Consider the following 15,270-nt stretch of genomic DNA (forward strand, 5'->3'; position numbering starts at 1 on the left):
GTTCAGGTGGCCAAATTCAGTAAACCACTTCAGGACGCCCCGGGTGATGCAAGTACTAGTTCGATGTGGTTTGCGACCATATATCCGGCGTCGTTAGTAGGTTCAATGACCTGCGCCATGATGTTATCCGAGCCCTGTTTCCTAATCACTACACCGGTATTTGATTACCCAGGTCAACTTCAGGCTGTTACAGGGACGGCAACCGTGTCAGCACATCCTTGAGATAGGCATACGGATCGTGCCCATTATTACGGGCCGACTGGATCAAACTCATGATCGCAGCAGCGCGCTTGAGTATGCGAACCCACGCCGAGCATTTGAGAAGGCAACGGGATGAACGCTGGCTGGATAGCCGTGGTTTTCTGGGTAGGCAGCCGAATCCATTTGTGGTCGAGGTTGGCATTGAGGCTGTAGCCCAAGGCGATGTTTGCGATGGAGGCACCGGGTTCAGAACACTCCTGAATGACCTGAGCCTTGAAAGATTTGCTGTAGGTACGGCGCTGAGGGCGCATGGAAAATCCGCTTGATGGGCCATGGCCTTCGGCGGCGGTGTCGGGAAGGTGTGTTGGCCGGACGGATACTGTTGAACTACGTTGTCTGGGGTAACGGAAGTGTTTCGGCCCGACTCTGGAACGCGATCCGCAGCGACGACTGGGCAATTCCGCACGTTGGCCTGAGCAGCCTCGGGGAAATCGTCGTCTGGGCGCGCCCAGACGAGTTTCCGCCAAGGAACATGCAGACGAGCAAGGGGCTGCGGGCACTCGGCTACAACGTGAGGATCGGTGTTTGATCGAGGCGCCTGTGGCACACGCAGGCTGAGGAGCCAGGCGCTGTCCATTGCCTGATCAGGCCGCCCCCCTGTGCCTTGCCTGAGCAGTTGACCTGCATCAATGGGGCGGGAGAACGCTGCACATTGACTCTTGAAGTTATTCATAGTGGGTCTAATATTACAAAGTATTGCAAGGATTTCCTTGGCCGGAACCGCAAAGCGACGCGATTGGAGAGGGTGAGATGAAAGCGCACCTACAGGTGATTTTCACGCTCGATGAATTGGCTGCGTACTTGAAAGTCGGCAAGCGGACGCTTTATCGGCTCGCCGCACACGGGGAAATTCCGGCTTTCAAGGTGGGCGGGACGTGGCGGCTTCGTCAAAGTGAAATCGATCAGTGCATCAATGATCAGACCCGAGCCGGAGCAAAGAAGGAGGTGATGCGCAAGCGTGAACAGCAGAAGTCATCCGAGCAGCCCGTGTCGCCTGGGCGCACTGCCCGTCGCAGCAGGCAAAGGGCTTGAGTAACTCGTTTTCCAATTTTTCTGGAGGTATGACATGGACATCGATTTCAAGAAGTTGGCTCCCTGGAACTGGTTCAAGAACGAGCAGCAAGAGCAGCAGACCGCCTCTTCCCTGCCGGTGCAGCGCAATGACCTGCCAGCGGCGAGCGGGCCAGTCAGCCCGATCCTGCAACTGCATCGGGAAATCGACCGGCTGTTCGATGACGCATTCCGGGGCTTCGGTTTTCCGGCGTTGAACATGCCGCAGTGGCCATCCGATTGGTCGGGCATGCTGAAGCCGGCCCTGGACATCCAGGAAACCGACAAGCAGTACAAGATTACCCTGGAAGTGCCCGGTGTCGAGGAGAAGGACATCCAGATAACTCTCGACAACGACGTGCTGATGGTGCGTGGCGAGAAGCGCCAGGAACAGGAGAAGAAGGAAGGTGGCTTCCACCGTGTGGAGCGCTCCTACGGCAGCTTTCAGCGTGCCTTGAACCTGCCTGACGACGCCAACCAGGATTCGATCAAGGCATCGTTCAAGAACGGGGTGCTCACGGTCACGATCGACAAGCGCGAGGTCAGCGCGCCGAAGCAGGGACGCTCGATCCCGATCAACGGCTGACGTCGCCGGCTCGTTCGTCACAAGAAAAACCCGGCACGAGACGAGGAGTCGCGGCTCGCGATGCCTCGTCGCCTCAACCTTGTCAACCTTCTCAGGAGCATCAGCATGGCCAGAAAACAATGCCAGGTCTGCGGCCAACCCGCCACCGTGCGGGTGGAAGCCAATCTCAACGGTCGTAACAGCACCATGCTGTTGTGCGACGACCATTACCGGCAATTAGTGCGCCAGCAAAAGCGCACCGTTTCGCCGCTGGAAGCCTTGTTCGGCTCGCGCAGCGGCCTGTTCGAGGACTTCCTCGGCAGTGACTTCTTCCGCATCGGCGAAGACGCGACGCCAGTTGCCGCCGATACCGATGACGTGGTCGATGCCTCGTTTGGCGAGCCCGCCACCGCAGGTTCGGGTGCGCCGCGCCGTCGCGGCAGTGGGTTGGCCAGCCGCATCAGCGAACAGTCGGAAGCCTTGCTGCAGGAGGCCGCCAAACACGCTGCCGAATTTGGCCGCTCCGAGGTGGATACCGAACATCTGCTGCTGGCGCTGGCCGACAGCGACGTGGTCAAGACCATCCTGGGTCAGTTCAAGATCAAGGTCGATGACCTCAAGCGGCAGATCGAGTCTGAGGCCAAGCGCGGGGACAAGCCCTTCGAGGGCGAGATCGGCGTGTCGCCGCGCGTGAAGGATGCGCTCAGCCGCGCCTTCGTGGCCTCCAATGAACTCGGCCATTCTTATGTCGGTCCAGAGCATTTCCTGATCGGTCTGGCCGAGGAAGGCGAAGGGCTGGCCGCCAACCTGCTGCGCCGCTACGGCCTGACGCCGCAGGCGCTGCGCCAACAGGTCAGCAAGGTGGTCGGCAAGGGCGCCGAGGATGGCCGCGCTGAGACGCCGACCAACACGCCAGAACTCGACAAGTACTCGCGCGACCTGACCAAGATGGCGCGCGACGGCAAGCTCGACCCGGTGATCGGCCGCGCGCAGGAGATCGAAACCACCATCGAGGTGCTGGCCCGGCGCAAGAAGAACAACCCGGTGCTGATCGGCGAGCCGGGTGTGGGCAAGACCGCCATCGTCGAAGGGCTGGCGCAGCGCATGGTGGCGGGTGAAGTGCCCGAGACCTTGCGCGACAAGCGCCTGGTGGAACTCAACATCAACGCCATGGTGGCCGGCGCCAAATATCGCGGCGAGTTCGAGGAGCGCGTGCAGAAGGTGCTGAAGGAGGTGACCGAGCACCAGGGCGAGCTGATTTTGTTCATCGACGAGGTGCACACCATCGTCGGTGCCGGCCAGGGCGGTGGCGAAGGCGGGCTGGACGTGGCCAACGTGTTCAAACCGATGATGGCGCGCGGTGAACTCAACCTGATCGGCGCCACGACGCTGAACGAGTACCAGAAATACATCGAGAAGGATGCCGCACTGGAGCGGCGCTTCCAGCCGGTGACGGTGCCCGAGCCGACGGTGGCCCAGGCCATCATGATTCTGCGCGGCCTGCGCGACACCTTCGAGGCGCACCACAAGGTCAGCATCTCCGAGGACGCGATCATCGCGGCGGCCGAGTTGTCCGACCGCTACATCACGGCGCGCTTCCTGCCGGACAAGGCGATCGACCTGCTCGACCAGGCGGCCGCGCGCGTGAAGCTGTCGGCCACGGCCCGGCCGGTGGCCGTGCAGGAGCTGGAGTCCGAACTGCACCAGCTACGGCGTGAACAGGATTACGTGGCCGCGCGCAAGCAGTACGACCAGGCCGCCGAGCTCGGCAAGCGCATCGAAGCCAAGGAGGCCGAGCTCAAGAAGCTCGTCGAGGACTGGGAGCGGGAGCGGGCCTCCGGCAGTGCCGAGGTCAAGGCGGAACACGTGGCGCAGGTTGTCTCGCGCCTGACCGGCATCCCGGTCAACGAGTTGACGGTGGAAGAGCGCGAAAAGCTGCTGCACTTGGAACAACGGCTGCACGAGCGCCTGGTGGGACAAGACGAGGCGGTCCGTGCCGTGGCCGATGCCGTGCGGCTATCCCGCGCCGGCCTGCGCGAAGGCAGTAAACCGGTGGCTACCTTCCTGTTTCTGGGCCCGACCGGGGTGGGCAAGACCGAGCTCGCCAAGGCATTGGCCGAATCGATCTACGGCGATGAGCACGCCCTGTTGCGCATCGACATGTCGGAATATGGCGAACGCCATACCGTGGCGCGGCTGGTGGGCGCGCCTCCGGGCTATGTCGGTTACGACGAAGGCGGTCAGCTCACCGAGAAGGTGCGGCGCAAGCCCTACAGCGTGCTGCTGCTCGACGAGATCGAGAAGGCACACCCTGACGTCTACAACATCCTGCTGCAAGTGTTCGACGACGGTCGCCTCACCGACGGCAAGGGCCGGGTGGTGGATTTCACCAACACTATCATCATCGCCACGTCCAACCTGGGTTCGGACATCATCCAGCGACGGCTGAAGGCGCGTGAGGCGGCTGGCGAGGAGTACGAAAAGACCAAGGCCGAGGTCATGGACGTGCTGCGCGGCCACTTCCGGCCCGAGTTCCTCAACCGCATCGACGAGATCATCGTCTTCCATGCGCTGGGCAAGGAGGAGATCCGCCACATCGTCGGCCTGCAGCTCGATCGCGTGGCGCGCAGCGCCGCCAGCCAGGGCGTGACGCTCACTTTCGATCAGACGCTGATCGACCATTTCGCGGAAGAAGGCTACAAGCCCGAGTTCGGTGCGCGTGAACTCAAGCGCCTGATCCGCAGCGAGCTGGAAACTGCGCTGGCGCGCGAGATGCTCGGTGGCGGCATCGGCAAGGGCGATCACGCCAGCGCACGCTGGGACGACAAGGCCGAACGCGTGGTGTTCGAACGCAAAGAGCCACCGCAGACCCCGGCCGAGCCGGAGCAGCCGGATGTCGCGAAGGCGACCGAGACGCCGCACGGCGACGCTGGCAAAGACTCGAGCAAGAAGAAGTCGGCGAGCGACGCATCTTGATGGCGGGCGAGGCTGCCGTGTCCGACTCCATCAGCCTGGCATGGGCAGCCTCCCTGGCATCGATCGCGGTGGCGGTCGTGGCCGCGGGTCACGCGGTCGTCTACAAGCGTGATCCGCGGTCGGCCACGCCGTGGGGGCTGCTCATCAGCGGCGGCACTGCCCTCCCGCTCGCTGGCCATCCGTTTGCGTGACGGTGCGGCCCGTCTGTTCACCTGATCCTCTGGCAACTCGACTTTCGAGGAACACGGTCCATGGAAAAAAAGAATCAATGGAATACCGGCTACTGGATCGTTGCCCTCCTGCTGTTGCTGAGTTTGCAGAGCTACTGGCAGACGGCGAAAACCGTCGAGCCGGTGCCCTACAGCGAGTTCGAGAAGCCGCTGGACGAGGGGCGCGTGGCCGAAGTGCTGGTGTCGGATCGTACGGTGACCGGGCGCCTGAAGTCGCCGGACAGCCGGGGCAAGACGACGATCGTGGCAACGAGGGCCGAACCCGATCTTGCCGATCGCCTGTCGAAGTACGACGTACCCTATGCCCGCGTGTTGGAGAGCACCTGGCTGAGCGATGTGCTGTCGTGGATCCTGCCAGCGGTATCCTTCTTTGGCGTCTGGTTCTTCCTGTTCCGCCGCTTCGCCGAGAAGCAGGGCATGGGCGGGTTTCTCAACATCGGTAAGAGCCGCGCCAAGGTGTTCGTGGAAAAGAACACCGGTGTGATGTTCGCCGATGTGGCGGGGGGGGGATGAGGCCAAGGCGGAGCTGGTCGCGATCGTCGATTTCCTGAAGAATCCGCAGGACTATGGCCGTCTCGGGGCGCGCATTCCCAAGGGCGTGTTGCTGGTCGGCCCACCGGGCACCGGCAAGACATTGCTGGCCAAGGCTGTTGCCGGGTGGCCGAATCGACCCAGGCGCGCATCGATCAGGCTATCCGCGACATCGTGATGGGCGTGTTCGAGCGCGCCTACCGGATACTCGACATCAACCGCGCGGTGCTGGAGCGCTGTGCGCGCGAGCTGCTGGCGCGGGAAACGCTCGACGAAAGCGATATCCGTCAATTGACTCAAGGACTTGTTCGGAACTGAAAACAGTAGTAGGTGCCATTCAGAGTAAACCGACGGCTCTGTTCAGTGCGTCATCCAATTCGTCGGCATTGTTCAAGGAGAACCGATATGTCTGCATTGACTCCGTGGGACCCCTTCCGGGAACTGGATGAATTGCAAAACCGCCTGGCGACGATGTTCGGACGAATACCCCAGCGACAGGGCGCCCGTACCGGCAACGAAGCCATGACCACGGCGGACTGGGCTCCAATGGCGGACATCAGCGAGGATGAGAACGCATTCCTCTCAAGCTGGATCTGCCGGAGGTCCCCAAGGATGCCGTGCGCGTCAGCGCGGAAAACGGTGTGCTCACCATCAGCGGCGAGCGCAAACTGGAAAAAGAGGAGCAGGGCAAGAAGTTCCACCGCATCGAACGTGCCTATGGCCGCTTTGTGCGCAGCTTTGTCTTGCCTGACAACGTTGATCCGACCAAGGTGACGGCTTCCATGAAAGACGGCGTGCTGGAAGTGCGGCTTGTCAAGGCCGAGCAAGCCAAACCGAAACAGATTGAAATCTCAGTCAACTAACTTCAATCAAGAGCCCAAGATCATGAATATCAAACAGCCACAATACACCTTCTCCGCACTTGCCCTGGCGGTCGTCGTCGGACTGAGCGGACCGGCTCTGGCCCAATCGGCGGCAGGTTCTAGCCCAGGTGCTGCAGCACCCTCTGCCGCATCCAAGGCGGCACAGCCACAGGTAGATGACAAGGCCGCCCGGGAAGCCGATAAAAAGCGTGCCGAGCTCACTCAAGACGCCATCACGGCGCTCACCAAGACCCAGGAGGCTTTGACCCTCCTTGATGCAAACAAGACCCAGGAGGCGCTTGCTGCGCTGGAACTGGCCAGCGGAAAGCTGGAACTGGTATTGGCACGCGACGCCAAACTTGCTTTGGCGCCGGTCGATGTACGCGTCATCACCCACGATATCCACGCCAACGTGGAATCGGTAAAGAAAGCGGTCAAGTTGTCTCGGGAGTTGTTGGGTGATGGCGAGGTGCAAAAGGCCCGGCCCATCGTTGCCAATCTGGCCAGCGAAATCGTAATCCAAACCGACAACCTTCCGATGGCAACGTACCCGGCAGCGATCAAGTCGGCCGCACGGCTCATCGACAGCGGCAAGATCGACAACGCCAAAGCGGAACTCGCCCGAGCACTGAACACGCTGGTGGTGACCTCGGTCGCCTTTCCTCTGCCCGTGCTACGGGCCGAAGCCGCGATGGCAAAAGCTGAAAAGCTGGCCGAGACCGACAGGCGCGATGCCAAGCAGAACGAGGAGCTCAGCACCTTGCTGTCGTCCGTGCGCACGGAGATCGAGATGGCGCAGATCCTGGGTTATGGCAAGAAGGCGGACTTCAAACCCATCTTCGATCAGGTGAAGTCCATTGAGCAAAAGTCGGCTGGTGGCAAAAGCGGCAAGGGATGGTTCGACGAGTTGAAGACGCGCATCCAAAAGCTGTTTTGAGGTGATGAAGGGGCTGACTGCTCTGTCGGTCAGTCTCGCGATGTTCGCATTCAGCCCCAATAGATTCGCCTATTTTCACTATCTCATACGAGGCATATCACCATGAATGAGCAAACACCGAATCCCAATGCGACGAACGAAGGAAAAAACGAACAGGCCGCGGTAAGCAGCCTTCCTGTCAGTCCAGAGTCCAAGCCTGAAGTCGTCACGGAGGTACAGCCTGAGGTTCAGAAAGAAACGGACTCGCAGGCGGCAGACAAACGTAAACAAGTCCTCGATGAGGCAGTCTCGGCCTTGTCGCTGACCAAATCAGCGCTGGCCGCACTTGACGGCAAGGACACTGCACGCGCATTGGCAACGCTGGCCGAAGTGACGGGAAAGCTGGAGCTGATCGTCGCGCGCGAACCCACGCTCGCCCTGGCCGGCGTTGATGTGCGCACCATCGTGCACGACTTGTTCGCCAACACGGAAACCATTGAGGCGATGACCGACGAGGCGCTGGATGCCCTCAAACATGGCGAGGTGCAACAGGCTCGCCACGTGCTGGCTTTGCTGGCCAGTGAAATCGTGATCACGGTCACCAACATCCCTTTGGCGTCCTATCCCGCAGCCGTGAAGGCAGTCGTGCCGCTGATCGATCAGGGCAAGATCGAAGAAGCCAAAGCCGCGCTGCAGTCAGCGCTCAGCACGCTGGTCGAGGAGCGCAGCGTGCTTCCGCTGCCCGTCCTGCGTGCGAAGCTGCTCCTGAAGCGCGCCGAGCCCCTGGTAGAAGATGGTCAGCGCAGCGAAGCATCCAATGAGCGCCTGGAGACATTGTTGAACGAAGCCCGGCAGCAGTTGGAAATGGCAGAACTGCTGGGCTATGGAAAAAGGAAGGACTTTGAGCCCCTGTACGCTGAACTCAAGAAAATCAAGGAAAAGACGGGAGGGGGAGGCTGCGGAAAAGGCTGGCTCGATGAAGTCAAGGCAAAACTGTCCAGGTTGTTCTGAAACCGCTGGAGAGGGGGCGCATAGCGCCCCCTCTCTTGTCCCATGAGTGTTTGATTTTTTATTTTGTATAGATCTTTAGGAGATATTGCATGAACACAGACACCATCGCCAATTCCAATGCGGATGACCCCACCAAAGCACTGTGTTCGCTGAGCCAAAATTGGTGGCTTTTTGTGCTGCGCGGTGTCTTGGCATTGATTTTTGCAGCCCTCGCGTTCTGGATGCCACAATCGGCTCTGTTGGCCATGACCATCATGTTCGGCGCATTTTCCTTGGTCAATGGCGCGTTCAACTTGTTTGCAGCGGTGCGCCATATCCAGAAAAAAGAGCGCTGGGGCTGGCTGCTGTTCAGCGGCATTGTCGGCATACTTACGGGCGTCGTCGTCCTGGTTGCTCCTTGGGTCGCCACGATAGTCTTGGCTTCTTTTTTATGGGCTAGCGTGGGCTTCTGGGCGATTTTCACCGGTGTGCTGGAGATATCCGCCGCCGTTCGGCTGCGTCGGGAAATCAAGGGTGAAATCTGGCTTGCCCTCAGTGGACTGCTCTCGATTATCTTTGGTGCTATCGTCTTGTGGATATTTTTTACCCGTCCGGTCGAGTCATTCGTGGCCGCAGGCTGGCTGTTGGGTTTCCATGCGGCAGTCTATGGCGTCACGCTTTTGTTCTTGAGTTGGAGTCTTCGCAAAACGCGCCTGGGGTAAGAGCGTGCCAAACCAAAATCTATGGATATGAGCATCCTCGATTCATGCCTCCATAGAAATGACATCGAAGGAGTCATACATGCAGATACAATATAGCTATCGAGCTATCGACAAAGAGTTTCATGAACCTTGGCAGAGAGCTTTGGGAAATGTGATCGAGCACGCCCTCAAGCCATTGCTCGACAAACACACTAAAGATTCAGCGCGACTTCAAATCGTCCTTGATCGCGACAAGATCAAGCGGCAATTTCTGGCCAGTGGCTATATGCACCTGCCCGGCAAAAAGATTGTCAGCGTTACTGCATCACATGACGAGCTGACGCCCCTCGCGCAGATGCTCGCACAGTCGTTGTTCCGTCAGGCCAAGAAGCATTTTGACCGACTGCATGCTCAGGATCAAATCAAGCGCAAAGCACGACGCGAGCGCTTGCGCGAGCTCAAGGTGCGGATTGCCGCAAAACCCGCATCAGCCGCCCATGAGGCCGAGGTGACCCGAATGCCTCTACTGTCGAAACTTGAGGCTGTCGCAAGGCGTGAGCTGGCTTATCTGCGGGCCGTCGGCGATTTACCGCGCGATTATCCGACGCTGCGCGACGTGGTGGATGAAGCGATTGTCCGAGCTAAGGTGGAATGGCAATCCGTGCCGGGGGAAAAAGAGGCTTACACCGGTCTTTTGAAGCATCTGTTCGCCGTCCTGGATAACGAAGTGGCAAGCAGCCGGCAATTTGGCGAATTCGTTTCTCTGGACGCGCCGGTCGAACCGGATGCCCAAGACGTGGCCGAGGCCATGGTGGAAGAGGAAATCTTCGAATTTTATCAGCACGATGACACACTCAAGCTGGCCGATATTTTCGCTGGCAGTCAGCATCCCGATGTCGCAACGATCGCGGAACAGGAGGAGCTGATTGATCGGTCGAGCGAGTTCGCTTTTGCATTTGACCTGCTGAAGGACATGCCGCGTTTGTGGCGGCGCATTTTTCTGCTTATCCGTGTGGACGGGCTGAATGCCAGCAGCGTCTCTGAAATCCTGCTGATTCCTAGTAAGGAAGATGCTGTCCGAAGGTGGCTCATGCAGGCCGAAGCATTCATCGCTGCTCATCTGGAAGAGGCCGGAGTAAGCAAAAACGGGAACGATTGGCTCCAAGGCGTTGATTGGTCGGCATTGTCTGTGACCCGAAGCGAGGCAGCCTCACTGTGGTCCAAGGAGGCGAACCATGAAAAATGAGCTTCACCTCGTCTGCCCGCATTGCCAGTCCATCAACCGCGTACCGACTGCGAAGCTATCGGAACATCCCAACTGTGGCCGCTGCCAGCAGCCCTTGTTCACGGGCGAGCCCATCGAGTTGACCACGGCGACGTTCTCGCGCCACGTGGAGCGCAGCGATCTGCCGCTGCTGGTCGATTTCTGGGCGCCATGGTGCGGGCCGTGCAAGATGATGGCGCCACAGTTCCAGCAAGCGGCACACCAGCTCGAACCGAGGATCCGGCTGGCGAAGGTGAATACCGAGGCTGAGCCCCACCTGGCCGCGCAGTTCGGTATCCGCAGCATCCCGACGCTCGCCCTGTTCCAGGGTGGGCGGGAGATCGCCCGTCAGGCCGGCGTGATGGGCGCGCAGGACATCGTGCGCTGGACGTCGACGCAAGTGGGACGCTGACCGATGCAGGGCTTGCTCGGCACTACGCTAATCCTGCTGGCGGCTTGCAGCCTGGCGGCGATGGCGACGGCGGCGTTCAGAGTGCCCGCCTTGCTGGGGTATCTCTCTGTCGGCGTTGTACTGGGCCCCTCAGTCATCGGCGTGATCGCGCCGGGGGAGACGCTGAGCTTTCTGTCCGAGCTGGGCGTGGCGCTGCTGTTGTTCATGGTCGGACTGGAATTCTCCCTCGGAGACTTCTGGCTCGCCCGCAGGACGGTGCTGATGGCGGGCGCTCTGCAGATGATCGCCGTGGCCCCGCCGCTGATCCTGCTATTGATGTGGCTGGGGCAGCCCGGCCAGAGCGCCGCGCTGCTCGGCACTGCGGCGGCCATGTCGTCCACGGCGCTGGTCAGCCGACAACTGGCCGACCAAGGCGAGCTCACCACCCGCCACGGACGCAGTGCCATCGCCGTGCTGGTCTTTCAGGACCTGGCCAGCGTGCCCCTGCTGGCCTTGCTGGCGATCTGGGCGCGCGGCGAGTCGCCGAAGATCGAGCATGTGCTGCTCGAAGTATTCGGTGTGCTGCTGCTGTTCGCGGCAGCGGCCCTCGTCTCGCGCCGTCTGTTGCATGGCCTGCTGGGCTGGGTGGCGCGGCGGGGCCACGAGGAATCGTTCGTGCTCGTCTCCTTGTGCGTGGTGGTGGCTGCCGCCGCTGCTGCGCACGCGGTCGGCGTATCCGCCGCCCTGGGGGCCTTCCTCGCCGGGATGGTGCTGGGCGAGAGCGACTTCCGGCACCACATGGAAAGCCACCTCAGGCCGTTTCGCGATGTGTTGTCGGGCGTGTTCTTCGTGACCATCGGCCTGCAACTGGACGCAGCACAGATTCTTTCGGCACCGCTGGCGGTGCTGGCGTGGCTGGTGGTGCTGGTACCGGTCAAGATCCTGCTCAATACGCTGGCCTTGCGGGCGACGCGCCTGTCCGCCCTCGATGCCTGGCGCACGGGCATAGCGTTGGGGCACGGCGGCGAGTTCGCCCTGCTGTTGTTGGGCACGGTCTTGCAGCAGCATCTGATCCCCGCGACCGTCGTCCAACCCATGCTGGTCGCGCTGGTGCTCAGCATGGCCCTGGCACCGCTACTGATCCGCCATCACGATGTACTTGCCCGGTTCTTGAGCCGCACCGGCGGCGTCATTCAGCCACCCCAGGCTGAAGAAGTCGAGATCGCCGCGCAGACGACGCGATATCGAGACCATGTCATCGTTTGCGGCGCGGGCGAGCTTGGCCTGACAGTCAGCGAGATTCTTCGCCACGCCGGCGTGGCGCATCTGCTGCTGGAGGCGGACGCGCAGAAGGTAGAGGCCGCGCGTGCCGCCGGCGCGCCGGTGTTCCATGGCGATGCCAGTCGGCCCGATACCTTGCTGGCTGCCGGCTTGACGCATGCGCACTTGGTGGTGCTAACGTTCGCCCATGCCCAGCAAGCGTTGCGCATCGCCCAGGCGATTGCCGAGCGCCGTCCGGCGCTAACCTTGTGGGTGTCATGCAGAAGTACGACCGCGGCCGATGCATTTCGCGCCATGCCTAACGTGCGCGTTTATCAGCAATCCTTTGCCGCAGCTATTGGGCTGGCGGAACAGGTGATGTCGACGCTTGGCATGTCGACCGAGTTGATTGAAGGACACATCAGTGCAATGCGCCGCCGTCTCGACAGCAGCCGTTTTCCAGGGAGTTCATCGTCATGAAATCAAAACGCCTTAACCCATTTCAGGTCTTGCGTGACCAATTGGCCATCATGAGTTTTTACGAGCGCTTCGAGCAGGTCGTCGCGCTCGTGCTGTCGGCGGTGATCGCCGTCATCATCATGGTGTCGCTGTTCCAGCTCATCTCCATCGTCTTCACGCTGCTGGTTCTCGATGCCTTCAATCCCCTGGACCACAAGGTATTCCAGAGCGTGTTCGGCATGATCATGACGCTCTTGATCGCGATGGAGTTCAAGCATTCCATCGTGCGCGTGGCGCTGCGTCGGGACAGCATCATCCAGGTTAAGACGGTGGTCCTGATCGCGGTGATCGCACTCTCCCGCAAGTTCGTGATCCTCGACTCCGACGCGAGCCCCGCAAAGATAGCCGCGCTGGCAGGCGCCTCGCTGGCTCTGGGTGCGACCTACTGGCTGCTGCGCAAGCGCGGCGACCGCGCCGCCGAGACCTCTGAGCATGACCCGTCATCATCCGAGTGATCCGCGCACTGCGCTCTTGCAACACCGCTGGCTCAACCGCCTGCAGACCGGGCTGTTGGTCCTGACCCTGGTCGGGATCGCAGCCGCAGCAGGGAGACTGCCATTTGGGGAAGGCTGCCTGTGGCTCGCGCTGTTTGCCGTTGCAGGTGCGTTGCTGCTGGACCCGGTAGCCGCGTCGGCGCTGAGCTTGCGCCTGTACCGCGTACGGGCCTTGCACCCGCAACAAGCCCACGAGATGTGGGCCCTGTTGCGCGAGCTGCCCGCCACGCCGGTGCCGCACTATGTGCCCAGTGCCGTCGTCAACGCCTTCGCCACCGGATCGAAGCAGGAGGCATCGATCGCCCTCACCGATGGCCTGCTGCGCAGCCTGAGCCCACGCGAGCTGGCGGGTGTGCTCGCGCACGAGGTCGCGCACATCACTAATGAGGATCTGCGTATCATGGGGCTGGCGGATTCCGTCAGTCGCCTCACGTGCCTACTGGCCCTTATGGGACAGATCGCGATCCTGCTCAGCCTGCCCGCGCTGCTGGTTGGCGCGGCGGAGGTCTATTGGCCTGGTCTATTGTTATTGGCCGCATCGCCCCAACTGGCCCTGCTCGCACAGCTCGGCTTGTCTCGCGTGCGTGAGTTCGACGCTGACCGCCTTGCGGCGGAACTGACTGGCGACCCGCAGGGGCTGGCGTCCGCGCTGGCGAAAATCGAGCGGGTCAGCCGCTCCTGGCGTGCCTGGCTATGGCCGGGATGGGGCAATCCCGAGCCCTCCTGCTTGCGCACGCGTCCGGCAACGCAAGAGCGCATCGCACGCCTGCTGACGTTGGCGCCTGGGCCAGCATCAGCGTTGCCACTCCGCGCGCCCCATTTTTTGCCGGAATCCGCTTTGGCGACGCGCCCACCGCGCTGGCGCCCGAGCGGGCTGTGGCGCTGATTGCCCATCAACAGGAGACGTCTCATGGCCTATCTCGACCCGTACCAACGCCCCGCGCCGGACCGCTTCGTCCGGCGCTGGCTCTTCATCACCGCCTGTATTGCCGCGCTCATGCTGCTGTGGCAGTTTCTGTCTGCCATCGAGGCCTGGTTCAGTCCGCGCGAGGCAGCAGAACGCACCGTGATGGCGCGTGGCGATCTGGCGGCGGACGAGAAAACCACCATCGAACTGTTCGAAAAATCGCGCGCCTCGGTGGTCTACATCACCACCGCGCAATTAGTACGCGATGTCTGGACGCGCAACGTGTTCTCCGTGCCGCGCGGCACTGGCTCGGGCTTCATCTGGGACGACGCCGGCCACGTCGTCACCAACTTCCACGTCATCCAGGGCGCGTCCGAAGCCACCGTCAAACTGGCCGACGGCCGCGACTACCAGGCCGCGCTGGTGGGGACGAGCCCCGCGCACGACATCGCCGTGCTCAAGATCGGCGTCGGTTTCAAGCGCCCGCCGGCCGTGCCGGTCGGCACCAGTGCCGACCTCAAGGTGGGTCAGAAGGTGTTTGCTATCGGCAACCCCTTCGGCCTGGACTGGACGCTCACCACTGGTATCGTCTCCGCGCTCGACCGCTCGTTGCCGGGAGAAGCGGGCGGCCCGGCCATCGATCACCTGATCCAGACCGACGCCGCCATCAACCCCGGCAATTCCGGTGGCCCGCTGCTCGATTCGGCTGGGCGGCTGATCGGCATCAATACCGCCATCTACAGTCCGTCTGGCGCCTCGGCCGGAATAGGCTTTGCGGTGCCGGTCGATACCGTCATGCGCGTGGTGCCGCAACTCATAAAGACCGGCAAGTACATCCGTCCGGCGCTGGGCATCGAGGTGGATGAGCAGCTCAACACGCGTCTGCAGGCGCTGACCGGCAGTAAGGGCGTATTCGTATTGCGCGTGACGCCGGGCTCGGCGGCGCACAGGGCCGGGCTCGTCGGCGTCGAGGTCACCGCAGGCGGCATCGTGCCCGGCGATCGCGTTATCAGCATCGACGGTATCGCCGTTGACGACGTCACCACATTACAGGCCCGGCTAGACGACAAGAACGTTGGAGATGTTGTGGTCTTGTTAGTGGAGCGGGCCGGCAAGACTCGCGAGATGCTTGTGGAACTACGACCGGGAGTTTGATGGAAAGTGGGTCATGGATCTGCACAGCGAAGCAGCCAAGCGACTTCAGCCTTGCGCCGAACTACGAGCCCTAGCTAGGGATGGTCTGAAGTAGCCCTGTATTTCCGGCTGACTTCTGCCACTGCTGATTTTGAAAGCGGTGAACCGATCAAAAACGATCGGATTGGACTGACCCCACGCCCGTAGACAAATTCTGT

Annotated in this window: 16 protein-coding genes and 3 pseudogenes; 17 read left to right on the forward strand and 2 right to left on the reverse strand. The window is 61.4% G+C overall.

The window, feature by feature from the left end:
* Positions 1-187 precede the first annotated feature (187 nt).
* Both HMPREF3143_RS25740 and HMPREF3143_RS25745 read right to left on the reverse strand, forming a co-directional pair.
* Positions 188-304: pseudogene (locus HMPREF3143_RS25740) on the reverse strand (transposase domain-containing protein); the annotation flags it as partial.
* A complete protein-coding gene (locus tag HMPREF3143_RS25745) occupies positions 249-512 on the reverse strand; it encodes a transposase (protein WP_004118209.1) in 264 nt (87 codons plus the stop codon). The pseudogene HMPREF3143_RS25740 and the gene HMPREF3143_RS25745, both read right to left, overlap by 56 nt.
* A 14-nt stretch (positions 513-526) precedes the next feature.
* On the opposite strand from HMPREF3143_RS25745, the gene HMPREF3143_RS25750 reads away from it, so the two are divergent.
* The 17 genes and pseudogenes from HMPREF3143_RS25750 (at position 527) to HMPREF3143_RS15100 (ending at position 15,073) form a co-directional block, all read left to right on the forward strand.
* Positions 527-790 (forward strand): hypothetical protein, encoded by a 264-nt coding sequence (locus tag HMPREF3143_RS25750; protein WP_001295708.1) that lies wholly within the window; start codon positions 527-529, stop codon positions 788-790.
* 221 nt (positions 791-1,011) lie between these two features.
* Positions 1,012-1,293: a helix-turn-helix domain-containing protein gene (locus HMPREF3143_RS26110; RefSeq protein ID WP_000643630.1), complete on the forward strand. Its 282-nt coding sequence runs from the start codon at positions 1,012-1,014 to the stop codon at positions 1,291-1,293.
* Positions 1,294-1,327: 34 nt separating this feature from the next.
* Positions 1,328-1,897 (forward strand): small heat shock protein sHSP20, encoded by a 570-nt coding sequence (hsp20, locus tag HMPREF3143_RS15035; protein ID WP_000350436.1) that lies wholly within the window; start codon positions 1,328-1,330, stop codon positions 1,895-1,897.
* Positions 1,898-2,002: 105 nt separating this feature from the next.
* Positions 2,003-4,852, forward strand: coding sequence for a heat shock survival AAA family ATPase ClpK (gene clpK / locus HMPREF3143_RS15040; protein WP_004118798.1), 2,850 nt, complete (start codon positions 2,003-2,005; stop codon positions 4,850-4,852).
* On the forward strand, positions 4,852-5,043 hold the full coding sequence (locus HMPREF3143_RS15045; protein ID WP_017146640.1) for a hypothetical protein: 192 nt from the start codon (positions 4,852-4,854) through the stop codon (positions 5,041-5,043). Before clpK ends, HMPREF3143_RS15045 begins: the two co-directional genes overlap by 1 nt.
* A gap of 60 nt (positions 5,044-5,103) precedes the next feature.
* Positions 5,104-5,840 (forward strand): annotated as a pseudogene (locus tag HMPREF3143_RS15050) (ATP-dependent metallopeptidase FtsH/Yme1/Tma family protein); the annotation flags it as partial.
* Positions 5,791-5,931, forward strand: a complete 141-nt coding sequence (locus tag HMPREF3143_RS25755; protein ID WP_023205099.1) for an ATP-dependent metalloprotease FtsH — start codon at positions 5,791-5,793, stop codon at positions 5,929-5,931. The pseudogene HMPREF3143_RS15050 and the gene HMPREF3143_RS25755, both read left to right, overlap by 50 nt.
* An 87-nt stretch (positions 5,932-6,018) precedes the next feature.
* Positions 6,019-6,476, forward strand: a pseudogene (gene hsp20-GI / locus HMPREF3143_RS15055) (small heat shock protein sHSP20-GI).
* 22 nt (positions 6,477-6,498) lie between these two features.
* Positions 6,499-7,413 carry a heat resistance protein YfdX1 gene (yfdX1, locus tag HMPREF3143_RS15060; protein ID WP_032664836.1) on the forward strand — a complete coding sequence of 305 codons (915 nt, stop codon included), beginning with the start codon at positions 6,499-6,501 and terminating at the stop codon, positions 7,411-7,413.
* 102 nt (positions 7,414-7,515) lie between these two features.
* Complete coding sequence (gene yfdX2, locus HMPREF3143_RS15065) at positions 7,516-8,403, forward strand: heat resistance protein YfdX2 (RefSeq protein ID WP_004118195.1); 888 nt, start codon at positions 7,516-7,518, stop codon at positions 8,401-8,403.
* Positions 8,404-8,492: 89 nt separating this feature from the next.
* Positions 8,493-9,104, forward strand: a complete 612-nt coding sequence (hdeD-GI, locus tag HMPREF3143_RS15070) for a heat resistance membrane protein HdeD-GI (RefSeq protein WP_045408995.1) — start codon at positions 8,493-8,495, stop codon at positions 9,102-9,104.
* 79 nt (positions 9,105-9,183) lie between these two features.
* Positions 9,184-10,329 (forward strand): hypothetical protein, encoded by a 1,146-nt coding sequence (locus HMPREF3143_RS15075; RefSeq protein ID WP_032664837.1) that lies wholly within the window; start codon positions 9,184-9,186, stop codon positions 10,327-10,329.
* Complete coding sequence (gene trx-GI, locus HMPREF3143_RS15080) at positions 10,319-10,759, forward strand: heat resistance system thioredoxin Trx-GI (RefSeq protein WP_029039045.1); 441 nt, start codon at positions 10,319-10,321, stop codon at positions 10,757-10,759. Before HMPREF3143_RS15075 ends, trx-GI begins: the two co-directional genes overlap by 11 nt.
* A 3-nt stretch (positions 10,760-10,762) precedes the next feature.
* Positions 10,763-12,478, forward strand: a complete 1,716-nt coding sequence (gene kefB-GI, locus HMPREF3143_RS15085) for a heat resistance system K+/H+ antiporter KefB-GI (protein ID WP_023280940.1) — start codon at positions 10,763-10,765, stop codon at positions 12,476-12,478.
* Complete coding sequence (gene psiE-GI / locus HMPREF3143_RS15090; RefSeq protein ID WP_070533514.1) at positions 12,475-12,972, forward strand: heat resistance protein PsiE-GI; 498 nt, start codon at positions 12,475-12,477, stop codon at positions 12,970-12,972. Before kefB-GI ends, psiE-GI begins: the two co-directional genes overlap by 4 nt.
* A complete protein-coding gene (locus HMPREF3143_RS15095; RefSeq protein WP_023332903.1) occupies positions 12,950-13,897 on the forward strand; it encodes a zinc metalloprotease HtpX in 948 nt (315 codons plus the stop codon). The genes psiE-GI and HMPREF3143_RS15095 overlap by 23 nt, the downstream gene beginning before the upstream one ends.
* A 24-nt stretch (positions 13,898-13,921) precedes the next feature.
* The gene (locus HMPREF3143_RS15100; RefSeq protein ID WP_032629948.1) at positions 13,922-15,073 is read left to right on the forward strand and encodes a S1C family serine protease; all 1,152 of its coding nucleotides are present in this window, start codon (positions 13,922-13,924) and stop codon (positions 15,071-15,073) included.
* Positions 15,074-15,270 lie beyond the last annotated feature (197 nt).

Origin of the sequence: Enterobacter sp. HMSC16D10, assembly GCF_001807145.1 — a bacterium.
GTDB lineage: Bacteria > Pseudomonadota > Gammaproteobacteria > Enterobacterales > Enterobacteriaceae > Enterobacter > Enterobacter roggenkampii.